At 36.7% G+C, this 17,457-nt stretch carries 13 protein-coding genes; 5 read left to right on the forward strand and 8 right to left on the reverse strand.

The genetic code is table 11. The features are described from left to right. Positions 1–136 precede the first annotated feature (136 nt). A complete protein-coding gene (locus H9632_RS08900) occupies positions 137–1,822 on the reverse strand; it encodes a methyl-accepting chemotaxis protein (protein WP_191703761.1) in 1,686 nt (561 codons plus the stop codon). A gap of 470 nt (positions 1,823–2,292) precedes the next feature. Here H9632_RS08900 and H9632_RS08905 point away from each other — a divergent pair, with 470 nt between their 5' ends. Both H9632_RS08905 and H9632_RS08910 read left to right on the forward strand, forming a co-directional pair. Further along, the gene (locus H9632_RS08905; RefSeq protein ID WP_191703762.1) at positions 2,293–3,996 is read left to right on the forward strand and encodes a sensor domain-containing diguanylate cyclase; all 1,704 of its coding nucleotides are present in this window, start codon (positions 2,293–2,295) and stop codon (positions 3,994–3,996) included. Positions 3,997–4,186: 190 nt separating this feature from the next. Further along, entirely contained in the window at positions 4,187–5,149 is a 963-nt protein-coding gene (locus H9632_RS08910) for an ATP-grasp domain-containing protein (protein WP_191703763.1), read from the forward strand. Positions 5,150–5,211: 62 nt separating this feature from the next. Here H9632_RS08910 and H9632_RS08915 read toward each other — a convergent pair whose 3' ends face one another. Then, positions 5,212–5,739, reverse strand: a complete 528-nt coding sequence (locus H9632_RS08915; protein ID WP_191703764.1) for a DUF2179 domain-containing protein — start codon at positions 5,737–5,739, stop codon at positions 5,212–5,214. Between the two features lie 255 nt (positions 5,740–5,994). On the opposite strand from H9632_RS08915, the gene H9632_RS08920 reads away from it, so the two are divergent. Next, the gene (locus tag H9632_RS08920; protein ID WP_191703765.1) at positions 5,995–7,179 is read left to right on the forward strand and encodes a SpoIIE family protein phosphatase; all 1,185 of its coding nucleotides are present in this window, start codon (positions 5,995–5,997) and stop codon (positions 7,177–7,179) included. Between the two features lie 69 nt (positions 7,180–7,248). On the opposite strand, the gene H9632_RS08925 is transcribed toward H9632_RS08920, so the two are convergent. The 5 genes from H9632_RS08925 to H9632_RS08945 all read right to left on the reverse strand — a co-directional run bounded on the left by H9632_RS08925 (position 7,249) and on the right by H9632_RS08945 (position 14,770). Further along, a complete protein-coding gene (locus tag H9632_RS08925; RefSeq protein ID WP_191703766.1) occupies positions 7,249–8,064 on the reverse strand; it encodes a CheR family methyltransferase in 816 nt (271 codons plus the stop codon). Beyond that, positions 8,057–10,765: an ATP-binding protein gene (locus H9632_RS08930; RefSeq protein WP_191703767.1), complete on the reverse strand. Its 2,709-nt coding sequence runs from the start codon at positions 10,763–10,765 to the stop codon at positions 8,057–8,059. Before H9632_RS08930 ends, H9632_RS08925 begins: the two co-directional genes overlap by 8 nt. A gap of 113 nt (positions 10,766–10,878) precedes the next feature. Then, a complete protein-coding gene (locus H9632_RS08935) occupies positions 10,879–12,051 on the reverse strand; it encodes an endonuclease Q family protein (RefSeq protein ID WP_191703768.1) in 1,173 nt (390 codons plus the stop codon). 104 nt (positions 12,052–12,155) lie between these two features. Further along, positions 12,156–12,611, reverse strand: a complete 456-nt coding sequence (locus H9632_RS08940; protein ID WP_191703769.1) for a helix-turn-helix transcriptional regulator — start codon at positions 12,609–12,611, stop codon at positions 12,156–12,158. A gap of 59 nt (positions 12,612–12,670) precedes the next feature. Further along, positions 12,671–14,770, reverse strand: a complete 2,100-nt coding sequence (locus H9632_RS08945; RefSeq protein WP_191703770.1) for a DUF2339 domain-containing protein — start codon at positions 14,768–14,770, stop codon at positions 12,671–12,673. Positions 14,771–14,963: 193 nt separating this feature from the next. Here H9632_RS08945 and H9632_RS08950 point away from each other — a divergent pair, with 193 nt between their 5' ends. Then, a complete protein-coding gene (locus H9632_RS08950; RefSeq protein WP_191703771.1) occupies positions 14,964–15,137 on the forward strand; it encodes a Fe3+ hydroxamate ABC transporter substrate-binding protein in 174 nt (57 codons plus the stop codon). A 226-nt stretch (positions 15,138–15,363) separates the two neighbouring features. Here the strand turns inward: H9632_RS08950 and H9632_RS08955 are convergent, their stop codons facing one another. Beyond that, entirely contained in the window at positions 15,364–15,618 is a 255-nt protein-coding gene (locus H9632_RS08955; protein ID WP_191703772.1) for a DUF4282 domain-containing protein, read from the reverse strand. 465 nt (positions 15,619–16,083) lie between these two features. On the opposite strand from H9632_RS08955, the gene H9632_RS08960 reads away from it, so the two are divergent. Continuing rightward, positions 16,084–17,379, forward strand: coding sequence for a transglutaminase domain-containing protein (locus H9632_RS08960; protein ID WP_191703773.1), 1,296 nt, complete (start codon positions 16,084–16,086; stop codon positions 17,377–17,379). Positions 17,380–17,457: the final 78 nt, after the last annotated feature.

Here is a 17,457-nt window from a genome sequence, read left to right on the forward strand (position 1 = left end):
GTTTGTTCTTTTATTGAATCATATTTTAATCGTATAATGCTAGAAATTTGGCTGGAAATTACGAAGTCAGCTGGCAAAAAACAATAATCAAAAAACGCAAAAGCTTATAAATGCTTTTGCGTTTTTGATTATACTATTAAATTTTAAATTGGTTTACTTGCTCTTGTATTTCTAGAGCGCCTTCACTTACTGATTTCGCTACATCGTTAATTTCCTGCATGGTAGCAGTCTGTTCTTCCACCGAAGCGGTAACAACACTTATTTCATCTGCAGCATTGTTAGAGGCATGGGCCATTTCGGCAACAGATGCGGCAACTTCCTCGGTACTTGCAGAAATTTCCTCGGAGGTAGCAGATACTTCCTGGATTTGGGCAGTCATTTCTGTGATAGCACCGACAATATTATTGAACGATACTTGCGCATTTTTTAAATAGCTTACACCTTGATCGACATTTTGTGCCGTTGTGCTTACGCTTTCTTCTACTTCTTTTGTATCTTTTTGAATCGCAGTTGTTAAGCCGGCAATTTGTGCAGCAGAGTTTTTCGATTGCTCTGCTAATTTACGTACTTCATCAGCAACAACCGCAAATCCTTTACCGTGTTCACCTGCACGCGCAGCTTCAATGGCAGCATTTAAAGCGAGCAAATTCGTCTGGTCTGTAATATCGGTAATAACTTTTGTAATGTTTTCGATTTCGGCAGACTGTTTACTAAGCTGTTTAATTTTTTCTTTTGTATCATGGGACGACTGCTGAATAACAGACATTTGCTGTTCTGCTGTTTGCAATGTTTGCCCGCCTTCTCCTGCAATAGTTTGCATATCTATCGCCTGAGAATTTAGTAATTGAGCGGCCTCGGCGATTCGACTTACTCCTTGTGCCGTTTCATCCATTGCAACAGCACAGTCATTTCCAATAGCTGCAGCTTGTGCACTGCCTAAAGCGACTGCTTCCACACGTTTTGCAATATCATTTGAAGCGGTTGTCACCTCATCGGTACTGCTTGCAAGTTGTTCTGTGGCCGCGGTTGCACTTGATACATTTAGTGAAACGTTGCTGATTAAGTTAGACAGGTTGGCTTTCATCGTATTAAAGGCAGCAGCAAGTTGGTTTATTTCATCCTTTGTGTTGACTTTAATATCTTGCTCGCGTAAATCTCCGCTTGCAATTACATTTGCAGCGTCTGTCAACTTGCGTAATGGACGTGTAATACTTAGTGTAATAAAAATTGCTAAAGTAATGGCAATCAAATTACCGATAACTGACAGAGTGATTACTACAGTTTTACTCATCTTTGCAGTTTCAGTTGTTTTAGTATTTGTAGTATCCATTAGTGCCTTTTGACTAGCAACAAATTCATCGATCGTTTCCTGAATTTCAACGTTTGTTGGTACGGCGAACTCAAATAACATGTTATAAGCTTTATCCAGGTCGTTGTTGTCCACATAACGAATTACTTCATATACATATTCATCATATAAAGCTTGTTGCTCTTTTAATTTAGCTAATTTTTCTTGTACATCAGCCGTGTTAGACAGAGCTTCAAGGTCACTGATTTTTTCGTTTATTATTTCTATTTGGGAATTCAGATTTTCTAAAACGGATGCATCCTTGCGTAAAATATAAGCATTTATATATAGTCCCTGCAAAGATGTAGCATTTTGAATTGTCGATAACTCCATTACTCTGTAAACTCGATCTTCTATTACAAAAGAATAGTCTTCATCTATTTCTGTCATTTTACCGATAGAAAAAGTGGAGAGTACTACTAGTATCAAAATAATGATACTAAAGATTGTAAATAATTTTTTTCCGATTGTCATATTTTTATTGTCCCCCATATTTTTATAGTAATAAATACATATATATCTTCGGTTGAAGTGTTAGGAGTTTAATACTATTTATTAGATTTTTTAATAGATAGTTTATTTAGATAACTATAAAAACGAGACCCTTCGTATTTCGAAGCGAGAGGTAAGCCGTTATAAGCACATCATGAAACATATTGATGAAAATGAGAAAAAAGAAAAAAATAAACAGAACTGCACAACGCCGCGTACTATTCACTTTAAATTTGGTGATTAATGCGCGGTTTTATCAGTGAGTTTGTTGGCAAACTAATTAAGTATACAGCCCAAAAATAACAAAATAGGTACTTTTTACCTGTTTAGTTTTTGAAATGTAGGGAAAAGGAAATATTTAATTGGGAACTAAAGCATGATACATAATTAAAAAAACGTTGTATACTATTATTATCAGACATTTCAGTAAAAAGGAGTTGACTTAGAGGAAGATGGAATTTACTTATCAAACGAAACGCAATACATTATTGCTTTGGGTTATTACAGGGGTGCCTATCATGGGCGCTTTATATTTTTACTTTCCTAGTCAACCAATTGACCTGGAAATTTTTGTGTATTTACTGATATTTGGCATTATTACTACAGCGATTCCATTTCAAGTAGGCGATACGACAATTGTCCTATCGCAATGGGTGACGTTAACTGCCTTTCTTCTATATGGTATCGGTGCAGAAATGATTATTGTTCAATTTAGTCTTATACCGATTATTTATCAAATGAGAAATCGTCCAGATATGGTTACTCGTGTTTTGTTCATTTCTTGGATGTTTGTAATATCATCGTTTTTAGCTGCCGGAGTTGTCCATTTACTGGGCTTTGAAATAGGAAACTCAAATTTAGGGCATTTGCTACTGTATGGGTCACTATTTGCACTTATCCATTTGTTTGCAAATCACTTAATCTTATTTTTACGTGATCGATTAATAGGAATTAAGGAAAAGTTATTTAGTGAGCATACAATGTGGGATTACAGCAGTATTCTTATTACATTACCGTTTTCCATAACATTAGTAATTATGATTAATGAATTAGGCATACCTGCAATTTTCCTGTTAGGGGTTCCTTTCTTTGTCATTACATTTGTCGTTAAGATGTACAATATTTCAGAACGGGTGAATTATTCCCTTAGTAAAGCGAGTGCATTTGGTCATGAGCTTGCTGACCGATTAAGTGCCCAGCAAATTGTGGATTTATTTATTCATAGGGTGAGCCAGCTTTTCCCGCATGATGCAATCTATATTGTCGATCATATTAATGGGAAATATGTAATTCTCCGTGCAAGAATTGATAGACAAGATAGGGAAGTCCATACAGATTCGGATTCGATACAGAACTCATTTATTAGTGAGTACTTTCAATCCGAAGAAAAAGGTGTATATGGCAATACAAAAGAGTGGATGAACAAGGCACCTGATTTTTTAACATATGATATGAACAGTATTATGATTGTTCCAATTCATCGAAATCAGCGTACTGAAGGGGTAGTCCTTTTAACAGCACGTAAGAAAAACGCATTTGAAAAGTATCAAATGGATATCGTTCATTTGTTATCGACGTATTTTGCTGTCTCGCTGGAAAAGGCAAAGTATATAAGTGCAGCTGTAGAGCGTAGTGAGACATGTGCATTGACGGGTCTTTATAATTATCGCTATGTTGATAGGATGTTGGCTGTAGAGCAGGATCGTATTTTAGCTAATCCGCATTTGCAGTTTTCCTTATTAATGATGGATATTGACCATTTCAAAAGAATCAATGATACGTACGGCCATCATGCAGGAAATATTGTCCTAAAGGAATTTGCGAAAATATTGGAAAGCTTTGTTCCTGAAGGGGCAATCTTAGCGCGGTATGGTGGTGAAGAGTTTGTAATGCTCATTCCTCATATGAATAAATCCGAAGCAGCCGAGTTGGGTGAAAAAATACGCCAAAAAATCGAAATTAAACCGTTTTTAATTGAATCTGATTTGACTGAAACACATCAGGAAGAGAAAATCCATATTACAGTAAGTATTGGCGTATCAAATGTTCCGGAAGATACGGACGAAATGATAGGGCTATTGAGAAATGCTGATCGTGCCCTTTATATAGGAGCAAAACAGGCAGGACGAAATAAAGTTGCGGAATATGTGAAATAATAGAAATACGATTAGAAGCAGTTCAAATTTTACGATAAGTAAAGTTGAACTGCTTTATTTTAATGCCTGCATCCAAGACTTTTTGAATGATTTTGAATCCGAGTGATAATTCATACTTTTTTTATCTGAATAATGTATGATATTAATAGAATCGTCAAAAAAATAGATTTAAAAATCGGAGGAATGAAAGATGGCAAAGATTTATGTTATCCATGAAAATGATGATTGGACACGTCATTTAGTTACGCGACTGGAAGAATTAAATTTACCATATGAAACGTGGCATTTAGATGAGGGGATTGTTAACCTATCAGAGGCACCTCCAGAAGGTGTGTTTTACAATCGAATGAGCGCGTCATCTCATACACGTGATCACCGTTATGCACCAGAACTGACAGGTGCAGTATTAGATTGGCTGGAGTTCCATGGAAGAACGGTTTTAAACGGCAGTAATGCGCTTCGATTGGAGTTAAGTAAAGTAAAGCAATATACAGCACTAGAAAAGCATGGGGTAAAAACCCCTAAAACGATTGCGGCAGTTGGAAAAGAGCAAATTATTGAAGCAGCGAAAGCGCTAAATATCGTCCCCTTTATTACGAAGCATAACCGTGCAGGAAAAGGGTTGGGGGTACAGCTATTTTACTCAATCGCAGCATTGGAAGAGCATTTAGCAAAGCCGGATTATGAGGAGCCAGTTGATGGAATTGTTCTGATTCAGGAATACATCGAATCACCGGAGTCCTATATTACACGTGTTGAATTTATTGGAGGACAATACTTCTATTCTGTACAGGTTGATACGTCTGAAGGGTTTGAGCTTTGTCCAGCTGATGCTTGTCAAATCGGCGACCTTTTTTGCCCGGTAGGCGAGGAGCCTAAAGAGCAACGTGCGAAGTTTGAAATTGTTGAAAATAATGAAACTAAGCTACTTGAAAATTATGCAGCATTCCTTAAAAATAGTGGAATTGACGTAGCTGGTATTGAATTTATCCGTAATGCAAATGGAGAAATCTTCACATATGATGTAAATACGAATACAAACTATAATTCAGATGCTGAAGCAAAAGAGGGTAAATATGCAATGCTGCAGCTTGCAAAGTACCTTGGGCAAGAGCTAAATAAAGTGAAGTCACAAACTACAATTACGAAGTAAACAAAAATAAAAACGGCCGATAAAGATGGAAACTCCATCTAATATCGGTCGTTTTTGGGCTACTATTTATGCTTTTTATGTTGCTTCATGCGCTTTACTAAAAAGCCACCTTTAAATGATTTTGGCTCATAGGAAATAATAAATGCCGATGGTTCATGATGCTGTACGAGCATAAACAGTTCTTTTTCGCGATTTCGTTTCGTTAAAATTTCATATTTATAACGTTGGCTGTCGCGACCCTCACCGACATAGGTCGTCAACGCAAACCCTTCGTCACGAATTAGTTTAATAAGATCTTCGTTACGATTTTGCGTATTAATCGTTACGTATATATAGCCAATCGCAAGCTTTTGCTCAATGCGCGTTCCGATAATAATCCCAAGACCAAATCCGACCGCATAAACGAGCATTGCAAGGAAGCCCTGATCACCACTGAAGACAAGTGAAAGACCGAATACGTAAATAAGCATTTCAACAATACCGATAAGTGATGCGAGCATTGTAATATTTTTCACCAGAAAAATTGTGCGCAGTGTAAATAAAGGAACATAGAGCAGTTGCAGTAACAGTATAAGTAAAATTTCTTTCATTAAAATCGTATCCTTTTCTTTAAATAGTATGCCCATCATAATATGTGCCTTGCTCATAATGCAATAGATATGTACGAAACAGCAAGGTGAATTCATTGAAATGAAGTATTAATTAAGTTAGTGTGGTAAGAAGAGATTGCTATTAACTTCCTATTATAAAAGTATGCTAAATAAGCGTGTAAATTTTTCTTTAATTGTATACTTCGGTATAATTATAGAGTGTAAAGGAAGTATAAACAGAGAGAAGGTGTTGGAATGACTATTCTTATTGTAGATGATAATCGAGTAAATCAGTTCGTTATTGAAAAGATTCTGAAAAGCGATGGTTATGAAAAATATGTCTCAGTACATTCTGCAAAAGAAATGTTTGACTACTTAGATCCATCCAATGCACCTAAATGTAACGAAATCAACGTCATTTTATTGGATGTCATGATGCCGGAAATGGATGGCATTGAAGCATGTCGTATTTTAAAACAAAATCCGCAATGGAAAGATATACAGGTTATTTTTATAACCGCGCTTGAGGATAAAGTAAAATTATCTGAAGCATTAGATGTTGGTGGTATTGATTACATAACAAAACCAATTAATCGAGTAGAACTATTAGCTCGTATTCGTGTTGGCAAACGTTTGAAGTCAGAACTTGATTGGCATACAAATCAGGAAAAAGTAATTCAGATGGAGCTTAATTTAGCAGCACGTGTCCAACAAAGTTTGTTGAGTCCGCCAGTCCAAAAGTCGAACATTGCAATTACGGCTTCCTATTTACCGTCTTCGAATTTGGCGGGGGACTTATATTATTGGGATAAGCTCGATGAAAACCGATATGCAGTGATGCTATTGGATATGATGGGGCACGGTGTTTCTGCATCCCTAGTTTGCATGTACATTTCCTCTGTATTGCGGGAAGCGATTAAAAAACTTACCGAACCAGAGCTTGTTATCGCCGAGCTTAATCGCTATATGACCCTGTTGCAAAATGAAAAAGAAAACTTGCTTTACTATTTTACAGGTGTGTATTTTATTATCGATACGAAAGAAAAAACGATGGAATATGTCAATGCTGGCCATCCAACTGGCTATGCACTCATAGATGGGGAAAAAACTGAGCCAATCACCCATACAAGTTATGCTGTAGGCTTTGTAGAAGATATTAAAATTGAGAAAAAAGTTATACACTTTAATTCATCTATTCAAGTTGTACTGTATACAGATGGTGTTTTAGAGGCAATGGGTGATTGTGAAATTGCTTCTGATCAAGAACTGCGTAAAATTGCAAGTAGTCCATGGTCAACAGAAGTACCGCCAATTGATTACTTATTGGAAAGAGAATTACAGCAAGACCAGCCGGATGATATGTGTGTATTACTGTTGCAGGCAAACGGTAATGAGATTTCTAGTAGTTCTAAGTCAACTGTTGGTGTAGTAACAAATTAGCTTATATAACCCAAAGTTAAACAAAAAAATCAATTTTCTCTCAGTGAGAAAATTGATTTTTTTTCGTTTTTATAATTTTTTTTGGTAAATCCGTTCTGATGCACTAATTGTACGATATTTAGGTGCCAGTGGTGTGAATTGCAATGTTTCCTTATCACCTAACCCTAAAAAGCCATTGTGTGCTAAGCTGTCATAAAATAAGCGGTGCACATCATGCTGAAGCTCTGGTGAGAAATAAATAAGCACATTACGGCAAATAATAACATCAAATTCCTGGAATGATTGATCTGTTACTAGATTATGCTGGGCAAACATTATATTTTCCCGTAAATACGGGTGGAACGAAGCATAGCTATTATCGGTTTTATAATATTGGGAAAAACCTTCTGTTCCACCAGATAAAATATAATTTTTCGTGTAAGCCTGCATTTTTTGAAGGGGGAAGGCCCCTTGCTGTGCTTTTTTCAGAACACTTTCATTCATATCAGTCGCATACATTACTGTACGATCAAGCAGCCCCTCTTCCTGGAGTAAAATAGCCATTGAATACACTTCTTCACCCGTTGCACAACCAGCATGCCAAATACGTATTTTTTCAAGCTTTTGTAATTGAGGAATGATATTTTCTCGAAGTGCTCTAAAGAAAGAAGGATCTCTGAACATCTCGGTAACATTAATTGAAAAATCATTCAGCAACATATTTAAAAGCTCTTCATTATAAATGATTGACTCTGTTAAACGGGATATGGTTGGAATATTATTTATTCGCATCCGATGTTCGATTCGTCGTAATATGGATTGCTGATTATATTGTCGGAAATCGAAACCCGATAATGAGTACAGTGCCTCTAATAACAAACTAACTTCTAACTTTTTCTTATCCATTTTTTAAACGTTCCCTACTTGTTAACCATACTGTTAATACAGAAAATAGTTGATCTAAATTTAAAGGTTTGCTTATATAATCTGATGCTCCGACTTCAAATGCACGGTCACGGTCCTGTTTCATCGCTTTTGCTGTTAATGCAATAATCGGCAGCTCTGTTAACTGCAAATCATAACGAATACGTTGCATCGTTTCGTAGCCATCCATTTCAGGCATCATAATATCCATTAGCACGGCATCAACGCGAGTAGCCGTTTGTAAAATATTCAAGCACTCTAAGCCGTTTGTAGCTTCCAGTACGTGAACACCTTTTTGTTCCAAAGCCTGGCGCAAAGCATAAATATTTCGATAATCGTCATCGACTATTAAAATATGCTTTTCATCAAATATAGTTTTTGGAGGCGTTACTGGGACTGGAAGGGCAGGAGACGCATCTGTAAATGCAACTTCCTGTTCGGAAATAAGTGTTGAAATATTTCCGTCCGGCAGGCTTGGTAAACAAACTGTAAATGTACTGCCTTCCCCTTCTGTACTTCGTAATGTAATCCATCCGCCTAAAAGCTTAACGACTTCACGGCAAATTGATAATCCTAGCCCTGTACCGCCATATTTACGAACGGTCGCTCCATCGGCTTGCTGGAATGACTCAAAGACAAGTTGCTGCTTGTCTTTAGGGATACCAATACCAGTATCCGTCACGCTTATGGATAGCCATGTATCACTTATTTGTTTCATTGTAGGTGTTACCTGTGCGAGTTCAACTTTTACATTAACTGAACCTTGCTCCGTAAACTTCAATGCATTTGATAATAAATTGTTCAAAATTTGGTGGAAGCGTTTTACATCAGTATGGAAAATTTCTACCATGTTTTGAGCGACATCCACATTTAAATCAAGGTCTTTTTGTTTGGCAATTGGTGAGAATAAATTATGGACATGCTGCGGAATTTCATATACATCCATTTCTCTAAACCATAAATCCATTTTGCCTGCTTCCACTTTAGATAAATCTAAAATGTCGTTAATCAGGTTTAATAAATCTTCACCGGAATCATGAATGACTTTGGCATACTCTAAATCATCGTCGGATAAACGGTTATCATGATTTTCCGCCAGCATCTCGGATAATATTAAAATACTATTGAGTGGAGTACGCAGCTCATGTGACATATTCGCTAAAAACTCGGATTTATAATTTGAGCTTTGGCGCAACTGCTCAGCACTTTCTTTCAGCTCGATCTGCGCTTTTTCTAATGCGTGTGTTTTTGTCTCTGCATCACGCGTACGTTCTTCAAGTCGTTCATTGATTGTCGTAAGTTCTTCAGTTTGCATTTTTAACTCTTCTGATTGCGTTTGAAGCTCTTCTGATTGAACTTGTAATTCTTCCGTCATTGCCTGTGACTCATTTAAAAGGCGAATCACTTCCATACGTCCGATTATGCTGTTAATCGTCACGCCTAGATGCACGACAACTTCTTTAATTAAAGCGCGGTGATGCTCATTATATTTCTTTAAAGAGGCTAGTTCCAATACTGCGATAACGTCATTCCCGAAAAATACAGGAACAATAATTCCATTTGAAATCGGTATATTTCCTAACGCTGTTTCAAGGTAATGGAAGCTATTTTCTTTATTTTCATAGCTTAGTACACGTTTTTCCTTTACACTTTGACCGACGAAGCCTTGTCCGACCATAAAGCTTTGACGTCCAACATCATCACCTGTCTCGGCAAAAGCCGCAATTTTGTTGAACTGGTTAGTATTGCGGACATCCTGAATATAAAAAGCACCATAAACTGACTGTGTTCGGGTAGTTAAAGAATTGAGCAATACTTCCCCCAGCTCATCAAGCGAATGTACGCCTTGATAGGCAGTCACAATTTCAGCTAAATTTCTTTGGAACCATTGACGGTTTTCCATTGTAGCCAGGAGCATATTCGTCGCATCGACCAGATCCCGCACTTCGTCATTTGTTTTCGCCACAATACGCTTACGATTTTTGCCGTCTGTTTTGTTCATATCTTCAATGGCTTCAGTTACTTCATCGATTGATCCCGCAATATTTCGGGAAATCATTGTAAAGATGACAATCGTGATTATCGCAATTAAAGACAGAATCGCAAAAAGGCCATATGTTAAATCGGCATTTCGGTCATTTAGTAGGGATACATGTTGCTGAATATTTTCAGTCTCGGTAGTACGGAATGCAGTAAAATTCTGCTGAACTTCACTTATTGCAACACTGCTTAGTTCGCCGTTGAACAACGTATTTATCTGATCACTGTCTTCACGTATGATTGCATTTAATAAAGGCTGTCCAATATTGTTTACCCAATTGTTTATACTATTATAAATAGGAGCAAGCTGGTTTTCGCCTGTAGAGTAATTATTTACAAGATTATTCAGTTCCTCATAATTTGCTTCCCAAGTAGCGACTTCATCATTATACTTATCTAAATACTTTTCATTATTTGTAATTAAATAACGATGTAACGAAGACTCCAGGTTAACAATTTTACGTTCTAAATTATTCGACATTACACGCATTGAGGAATCATACTTAATAATAGCATTGCGCTCTTGCTGTAAACTGGTTATTTGATTATTTAACACAACTGCAGAAACAACTAAACATAAAATTAAAATAATATAACCACTAGTAATTTTAAAGCCAATCCCAATTTTCCGTTTTTTATTCATTTTAATCCTACCTTTAATTAAGATTTCTTTTAGTAAGTATACTATAACTTAGTAGTGTGAACGAAAATAGAGGATTATAGCAATATTTTGTTTTTTATATACTATTTACCTATTTAGTTTGAGTCCAGTTTCCCATATTGGCCTCCGCCACCCCCAACTATCTTCATTTCCCCACTTTTCGCAATCATAAACCTTTTTGCGAGATTTTCTGGAATTATTTTTTTTATTTCTTCAAATGTCGTGTTATGCAGTATATTCATCTCTGTTCCGAATGCATTTAAAAGCTTTTCGATCGTTTTAGGACCAATGCCTGGAATGAAGTCGAGTGGAATTTGGTGAATGTAAGGCGGTCGCTGTATTTCTTCATACTCAGCATCAGATAATTCCCGGATTCTTTTTGCGACGCCTTTAATAAGCTGGTCCTTACCGCATTGAGGACAGCGCAAAAAGTCGTCATTGAAAATTTGTTCCCCACAATTGACGCAGACGGTTTCGTAATATTTACCAAGGAGAGGGTTTAAACCGTAATTTGCCAGAATCATACGGTCATCTTGTTGGTGGAGCACCTTTTTTAGTTCTTCAAAGTTAGCATCAATGACTTTCATTTTCTGATATTCACGTGCTAGTTTCCCGAGAGAATGCGCATCTGAATTTGTCACAAAGCTATAGCGCGCTAATTCATTAATTCCCCTTACCATTGTCGTATCCGAGCTTAATCCTAATTCAATCGCATCTATTAAGTCAGGATCGAACACTTCAGCCAAGCTTTTCTTCACACCTTTACCAAATAGACTTTTAAATGGAGTAAAGACGTGGGCAGGGATAAATAAACCGCCAAGTTCATGTACTTTTTGCTGTAGTATACGCCCGTCGCAATACATCCGCTGAGAGCTTAAATGAATATTCTTTTGAAGAGGGTGCATCCAGTCTGAAAACTGTTTCATCTTTTTAATAGAAGGCATATAGCAAAGCACATGGATTGGTCCATGACAATTTGCATCATAAATTTCGATTTCTGACCCTAGAATGAGTGTCGTCTTTTTAAAGCGTACACCGCCTTCTGGTAGCTCAATAGCCTTTTGCTCATGAACGAGCTGTCCGATTTCGTCAAGAACTTCAGGTGAATGGCAATCAATAATACCAATTAAATCCAAACCCTTTCTTGATGTAGCGGTTTCTAATATATTGGTAAGAGTTAAATTATTGCTTCCCGTTATTTTTACGGCACGTCCGTTTTGTGTCCGTCCAATATGTATATGCAAATCCGCATAAATTTCTTTCCACATCTTGTCCACTCCCTTTGTTCGTGTTTAGTTAAAGAATACCCGTATTGGGAAGATTTATAGTAGGGAAGGAAAAAATAGTCGGCTTTGATTTCGGGAAAAGTACTTTAAAGGATTTTTTTCATTTCATTCCATTTTTCCATTGCAGCGTTCTCATCAAACGTACTTAATACACGATAGTTTTCGTCATCCAAAATTCGATAATGAGAGCTTAAATAATTTTGCTGTAGACGGTGGTTTTTATATTCTTCAATATTTTTCCACCAAATGTAGCCACCCATCGTTTTTTCTTTCGGAGTAATAATGACATCATGTGCCGTAAGCTCGATTACCTCCATCGGGTCGCCGCCGATTTTATTTTGTAGTGTAGGGCTGTGGCGAAACAGGGCACAAATGGCAATCGTAGTTGTCCAATTTGCTAGTGTACGATCTTTTTCAATTTGTACGAGCGTTTTCTTGGAAATTCCTAAAATTTCCGCCATCTTATCTTGTGTAAAATTATTTTCTGTTCGGATAAGCTTCAAACTTTCCGAAGTAATTTGCATAATAAATTGTCTGTCCATTTTATCACCTCATGTAAGAAAAGCAGCCTTAACAAATGTTAAGGCTACCTCAATTAATTTTATCCTTCTTTATCTTTCCCTAACAGTTTATTTGAAATAAAGAGCCCAATTGCTCCGATTGCAATGAATGAAATGGAGCGGATCAAGATATCGAGTTCGGATAAATCAAAGAAAATCATTTTAATAATCCCGAAAAACAGCAAGCCGATCCCAACAAGCTTTAAGTTTCGGTAGCTTCGTTTTGCTGCTAAAAAGAGCGACAAACTAGCGATAACGAAAATTGAGACCGTATTTAAAATAACAGCTGTGCTCCAATTGATGAGATCATGATAGTTCATGAAATGCGTCATGTTAAACAGCCATATAATTGAAATGATCATACCGGCAATCGTCAATTGTTCTGTATAGCGGGCTATAAAAGCTTCATAGTTTTTATAAATGATACCTTGCTTCCATAAATCTGCTACGATTGCCCATAAAACAGCAATATACAAAATACGGACAAGTATCGCGACTACAATCGCCCGTTCATCAACCCATGTATTCACTAGTAATATGAGCCACACAAATCCGTAAATTCCGCCTGCAAGGAATGGAAGTAACCGGCCGATAAGTGATTGCTTCAATATAACAATTCCTGCAAAGCTAATCGCAATTACGCTAAACAATAAAAAATTAGTCAAGTGCATCGGCATATACGCCCAGTCTAATTTCCAAATGTATAGTAGCCCAGCAGCATAGAGTAGGGGTGGGAATAGATCTCGCAACCCTATAATCCATTCTTTATTTTCTACTGGTTCACGGTTAGATTGAAGCAGCATTGCATATAAACCTGCTAGCATAGCGATGACGAGTACCATTGTTACATGCTCCATCGAGAAAAACGGTTGAACAGAATAAAAAGTAAAAACATAAATAGCGAGTATAGAAAACGTAATACCCTTTACCCATTTCATAAAGATGATGTCATGCTTCACAGCGAGTATTAACCCTGCAAATGAAACAACTACGAGTAAAAGGAACATAACTTCCTGAGAAATATTCAGTTGGGCAATAATGTTTAACAGCGTGAGGACAGATAGTGTAGCGAACATATCAATTAGCAATTTATCCGCACGTTTAAACGCAATGTATAATGCACCGGCTAAAGCTCCCAGCATCAAACCTAGTACAATTAAAAGCTCCATATCTTTATTAATCAGCAATCCATTAATCAGTGATAGGACAATAATGGTAAAGGTAAAGAGCATACTTGCATTGCGTTTGCTTTTGCTCGTATACAAACGTAAATAGCTTACTAAAAAGACACAGTATAACGTGAGGATCGCAAGTGCAAAGAACAAAATCTGCTCATTATGAAACGTCGATACAATGGCCAATGCCAAGATTGAAAAAGCCATACCAATGTAAAGGGCTTTACGCTGTTTATGTTTCCAAATAACAATCTGTACAGTAGCAAACAGCAATACTATGAAAATACCAATGATCATCGGATTGAATTCCATATATTCAAGTAAATAAGGAAGCAGCAGCGATGTAAATACAACGAGCGCTGTTAATGCTTCATTGCCTTTTAAATAGCTAATGAATACGCCGTAAATAATGTAAATAAGTGCAAGGACGAGTGCAACGTAAAGACTCAGTACATCATATATGATTGCTCCTGCAGCCGTAACTAAAATCCCGACGATGAATGCACCACCGTAAAGAGATAAGGCTACAACCCGTGATCCTTTTTGCTTTTTCTCCATCCAATATGCGCATACAGCAAGACCGACAGATAGCATAAAGCCAGCAATTATTTTTACACTGTCTGATAAAAAACCATAATCACTAACAAGCTTTAAGCCCCAAAGCACCCCGAGCACTAAAATAACCATGAAAATTCTAGGTAATGCACGGGTAAATGTTTCTTCGAGAGAGCGTTGTTCCTTCTTAGGCGTTGTTTCCTGTGGTATAGGCTGCTTAATGACAAGTTGTTCTTTTGGTTGAGTTTTTACAGCAGGAACGGATGTTGAAGTCGAAGTCACCTTATTTTGTGCAGGTACGACTTTCTCAAACTTCGTATGCTCTTTTAAATGTTGCACCTCTGCTCTTAATGTACGTAATTCCTGTTCAAGTACGTCAATTCGTTCTAACATTTCCGAATCTTTTTCCAAACATCTCACCTCTCTTAATAAATAATAAATGCTCAATTAGTGTAATATTACACTTCATTTGGACGTATGTAAATCTATTTTTGGAAGAATCAACCTTTTGGGTGATTTAGAAGTGTAGTCCATTTTCTATAGAAACTTTCATGATGCTAATTCGTAGTAAAGTATATGAACAAATTGATTGGAGGAATATACGGTGTTTGGAGAAAAGCCTAAATGTACTATATGCGGTAAAGAAATTAAAGGTGATGAGGTTGTTTATATTAAAATGCGCTATCCAAAGCGAAAAGGGATGACAGAAATAAAAGCTTATTTAAACAACGAAGGAAGTTTCATGTGTGAAGACTGCTTTCAGCAGAAATCGAATTGATATTAGGGACTAGGACAAACCAAAAAATTGATTTCCATTACGGGACGCTTTCCGCGGGCACGGCCTGAGCCTGTAGTCTCAGGCATCGTGCTGTTCCCGCTGGAAGCTTTGCTTGTAGCGAAAGGCGTTAGCCGTCAGCTACACTCGCCCTCCATTCCAATCAATTTTTATATTATTCGTTTTATAAAATTTCTACTTCTGTCCAACCCCATTTTTTAAGATAAGGTTACTTATTTTTAATCTCCACTATGTTTTCGTGAATCTTAAATAATACAATCATTAACTCACAGTAAATTCGAATGATAACTGGCCCCAACACAGTAAATACAAGGCACATTAAAAACGTAATAATATCTCCACTGAAAAGAGCAAATAACGCAGATAGTAAACCGCCGATAATTGTTAATCCGGCCAAAGCCCAAAAAACATACTTAATAATATCTCCTGCAATCATACGGTTGAAATTTAAAAAATCGTTCAATTTTCCAGTCCTTTCTAAAATAGTTTGCACTACATACTGTCGGAATGGTGAATGAAAATTTATGTATGTATGATAGTTTCTTATTTAAAAAAGCGATGCAGATCCAATTGTCGGTATTATCCAATACTCACCAGTCCTTAAAACCAAGACTACAGCCCAATCCAATCTTTCGACACCATTCACTAGCCATTAACAAAAATTCAGGAAATTGATGCTAATTGTATATACTATGCAAAGGGATTACGCACATATTATCGATTTTTGAAAGAAAATGGGTTGCAACTGTCAATGCCAATGGAACACCTAGTGACAAAAAAATATATATTAGTAGCGAACTGTATATTAGGGGCTGTAAAAAGGAAATATTAGTTAGTGTACTGTTCAAAACAATATAGAACATATAATTATTAATCAAAAAAGTTATTTGGTAGTATTAAAATGAGTATAGATTTCATAGGGGGTTTTATGAGTAATTTAATTATTTTTTCATGTATATTTCTTGTTCTCTTAACAATTTTTATAAAGACGTTTCGTTCATTTACATCACAGCTGTACTTACGTAGAAAAATAAAAAAAGGACTCCTTCAAAATAAGATGGAAATCAGACTGGCAAAAGGTGATAAGCAGCAGTTGTCCGAAGTTTATAAACGCGTTTATAACATTGTTACCCATAGGCCGAGTCGTTTGTTTACTCCAAAAAATAGAAGGAAGTTCGAGCAAAGGGCAACGAGTGAACTGAATCGAATGGTAAAAAATCCTCTCACAAAGCTATTCGCGAGTATATTGACGTTTTCTAAAGGTATGCTCACATTTATTTTCCTGATAGCAACAACTTTTTTTGGCGTAATGGTAGTAGATGAGGTAAAAGCATCTTCGTTAACATTGCCGACTATTAATAAAGACGTTCAATTAAAATTGAATGTCGATTTGGAAGACAAAATTGATTCAATCGTTTCTAGTTTATTTAATGCTGAAAATAAACTGCAGAGCTTCAACTTTCAGCAATTGGCAAATGATGAGGTCATTCCTGTATATGATGTAAAGGATTATCCGCAGGCCATCACGAATGTGGAGGAGTTAGGACAAGCGATTGCACATCATATGTCCAAATTTGAAAATCAGTTTACTCTACATTATGAGGGGGATGCATCGGATTTTGAAAACACTGTTGATGAAGTGTATAAGTGGCTACAAGTAAACGAGCCTTATTTATGGGCAGTCATGGGAGATTTCTCAACACGTGCCAGGTCCTTTGGCAATCAAATTGAATGGCAGGCTACTATAAATTATGATTTAACCGCTGAAGAAAATGCGATTGTATTAGGTATGATCGAGCAAATTGTTCAAACTATTCCTGAGGATGCATCAGAAGCGGAAAAAGTGAAGTTTGTAAATGACTACTTAGTCGTGCATACAAAATATAATCTAAACAGTAAAGCCAATGCGCACACCCCGTACTCCGTTTTAGTCAATGGAGAGGGCGTATGTGAAGGATACGCACTAGCAGCATTATTAATGTTTGAAGAGCTTGGTATTGAAGCGAAGTACGTTATCGGTGATGCGGGCGGTCCTCATGCCTGGAATTTAGTAAAAGTCGATGGACAGTGGTACCACTTGGATATTACATGGAATGACCCGGTGCCTGATCAAGGTGATAAAGTTCATTATAACTATTTCTTAATTACTGATGAAAAAATCAAAAAAGATCACCAATGGATTGAAGCAGACTACCCTAAAACGGCAGTAGAAAATTATCTTTAATTCCAAAAAAAACAAAATAATGTTGACAAAGGAAATGTATTAACCGCATAATACACATTAAGGAGTGTATGAAGTGCT

This window comes from Solibacillus merdavium, assembly GCF_014836935.1.
GTDB lineage: Bacteria > Bacillota > Bacilli > Bacillales_A > Planococcaceae > Solibacillus > Solibacillus ferritrahens.

Bases quoted from the DNA above. Each gene is read 5' to 3' on its own strand.
- H9632_RS08900 (WP_191703761.1), bottom strand. From the start codon at position 1,822: ATGACAATCGGAAAAAAATTATTTACAATCTTTAGTATCATTATTTTG.
- H9632_RS08905 (WP_191703762.1), top strand. From the start codon at position 2,293: ATGGAATTTACTTATCAAACGAAACGCAATACATTATTGCTTTGGGTT.
- H9632_RS08910 (WP_191703763.1), top strand. From the start codon at position 4,187: ATGGCAAAGATTTATGTTATCCATGAAAATGATGATTGGACACGTCAT.
- H9632_RS08915 (WP_191703764.1), bottom strand. From the start codon at position 5,739: ATGAAAGAAATTTTACTTATACTGTTACTGCAACTGCTCTATGTTCCT.
- H9632_RS08920 (WP_191703765.1), top strand. From the start codon at position 5,995: ATGACTATTCTTATTGTAGATGATAATCGAGTAAATCAGTTCGTTATT.
- H9632_RS08925 (WP_191703766.1), bottom strand. From the start codon at position 8,064: ATGGATAAGAAAAAGTTAGAAGTTAGTTTGTTATTAGAGGCACTGTAC.
- H9632_RS08930 (WP_191703767.1), bottom strand. From the start codon at position 10,765: ATGAATAAAAAACGGAAAATTGGGATTGGCTTTAAAATTACTAGTGGT.
- H9632_RS08935 (WP_191703768.1), bottom strand. From the start codon at position 12,051: ATGTGGAAAGAAATTTATGCGGATTTGCATATACATATTGGACGGACA.
- H9632_RS08940 (WP_191703769.1), bottom strand. From the start codon at position 12,611: ATGGACAGACAATTTATTATGCAAATTACTTCGGAAAGTTTGAAGCTT.
- H9632_RS08960 (WP_191703773.1), top strand. From the start codon at position 16,084: ATGAGTAATTTAATTATTTTTTCATGTATATTTCTTGTTCTCTTAACA.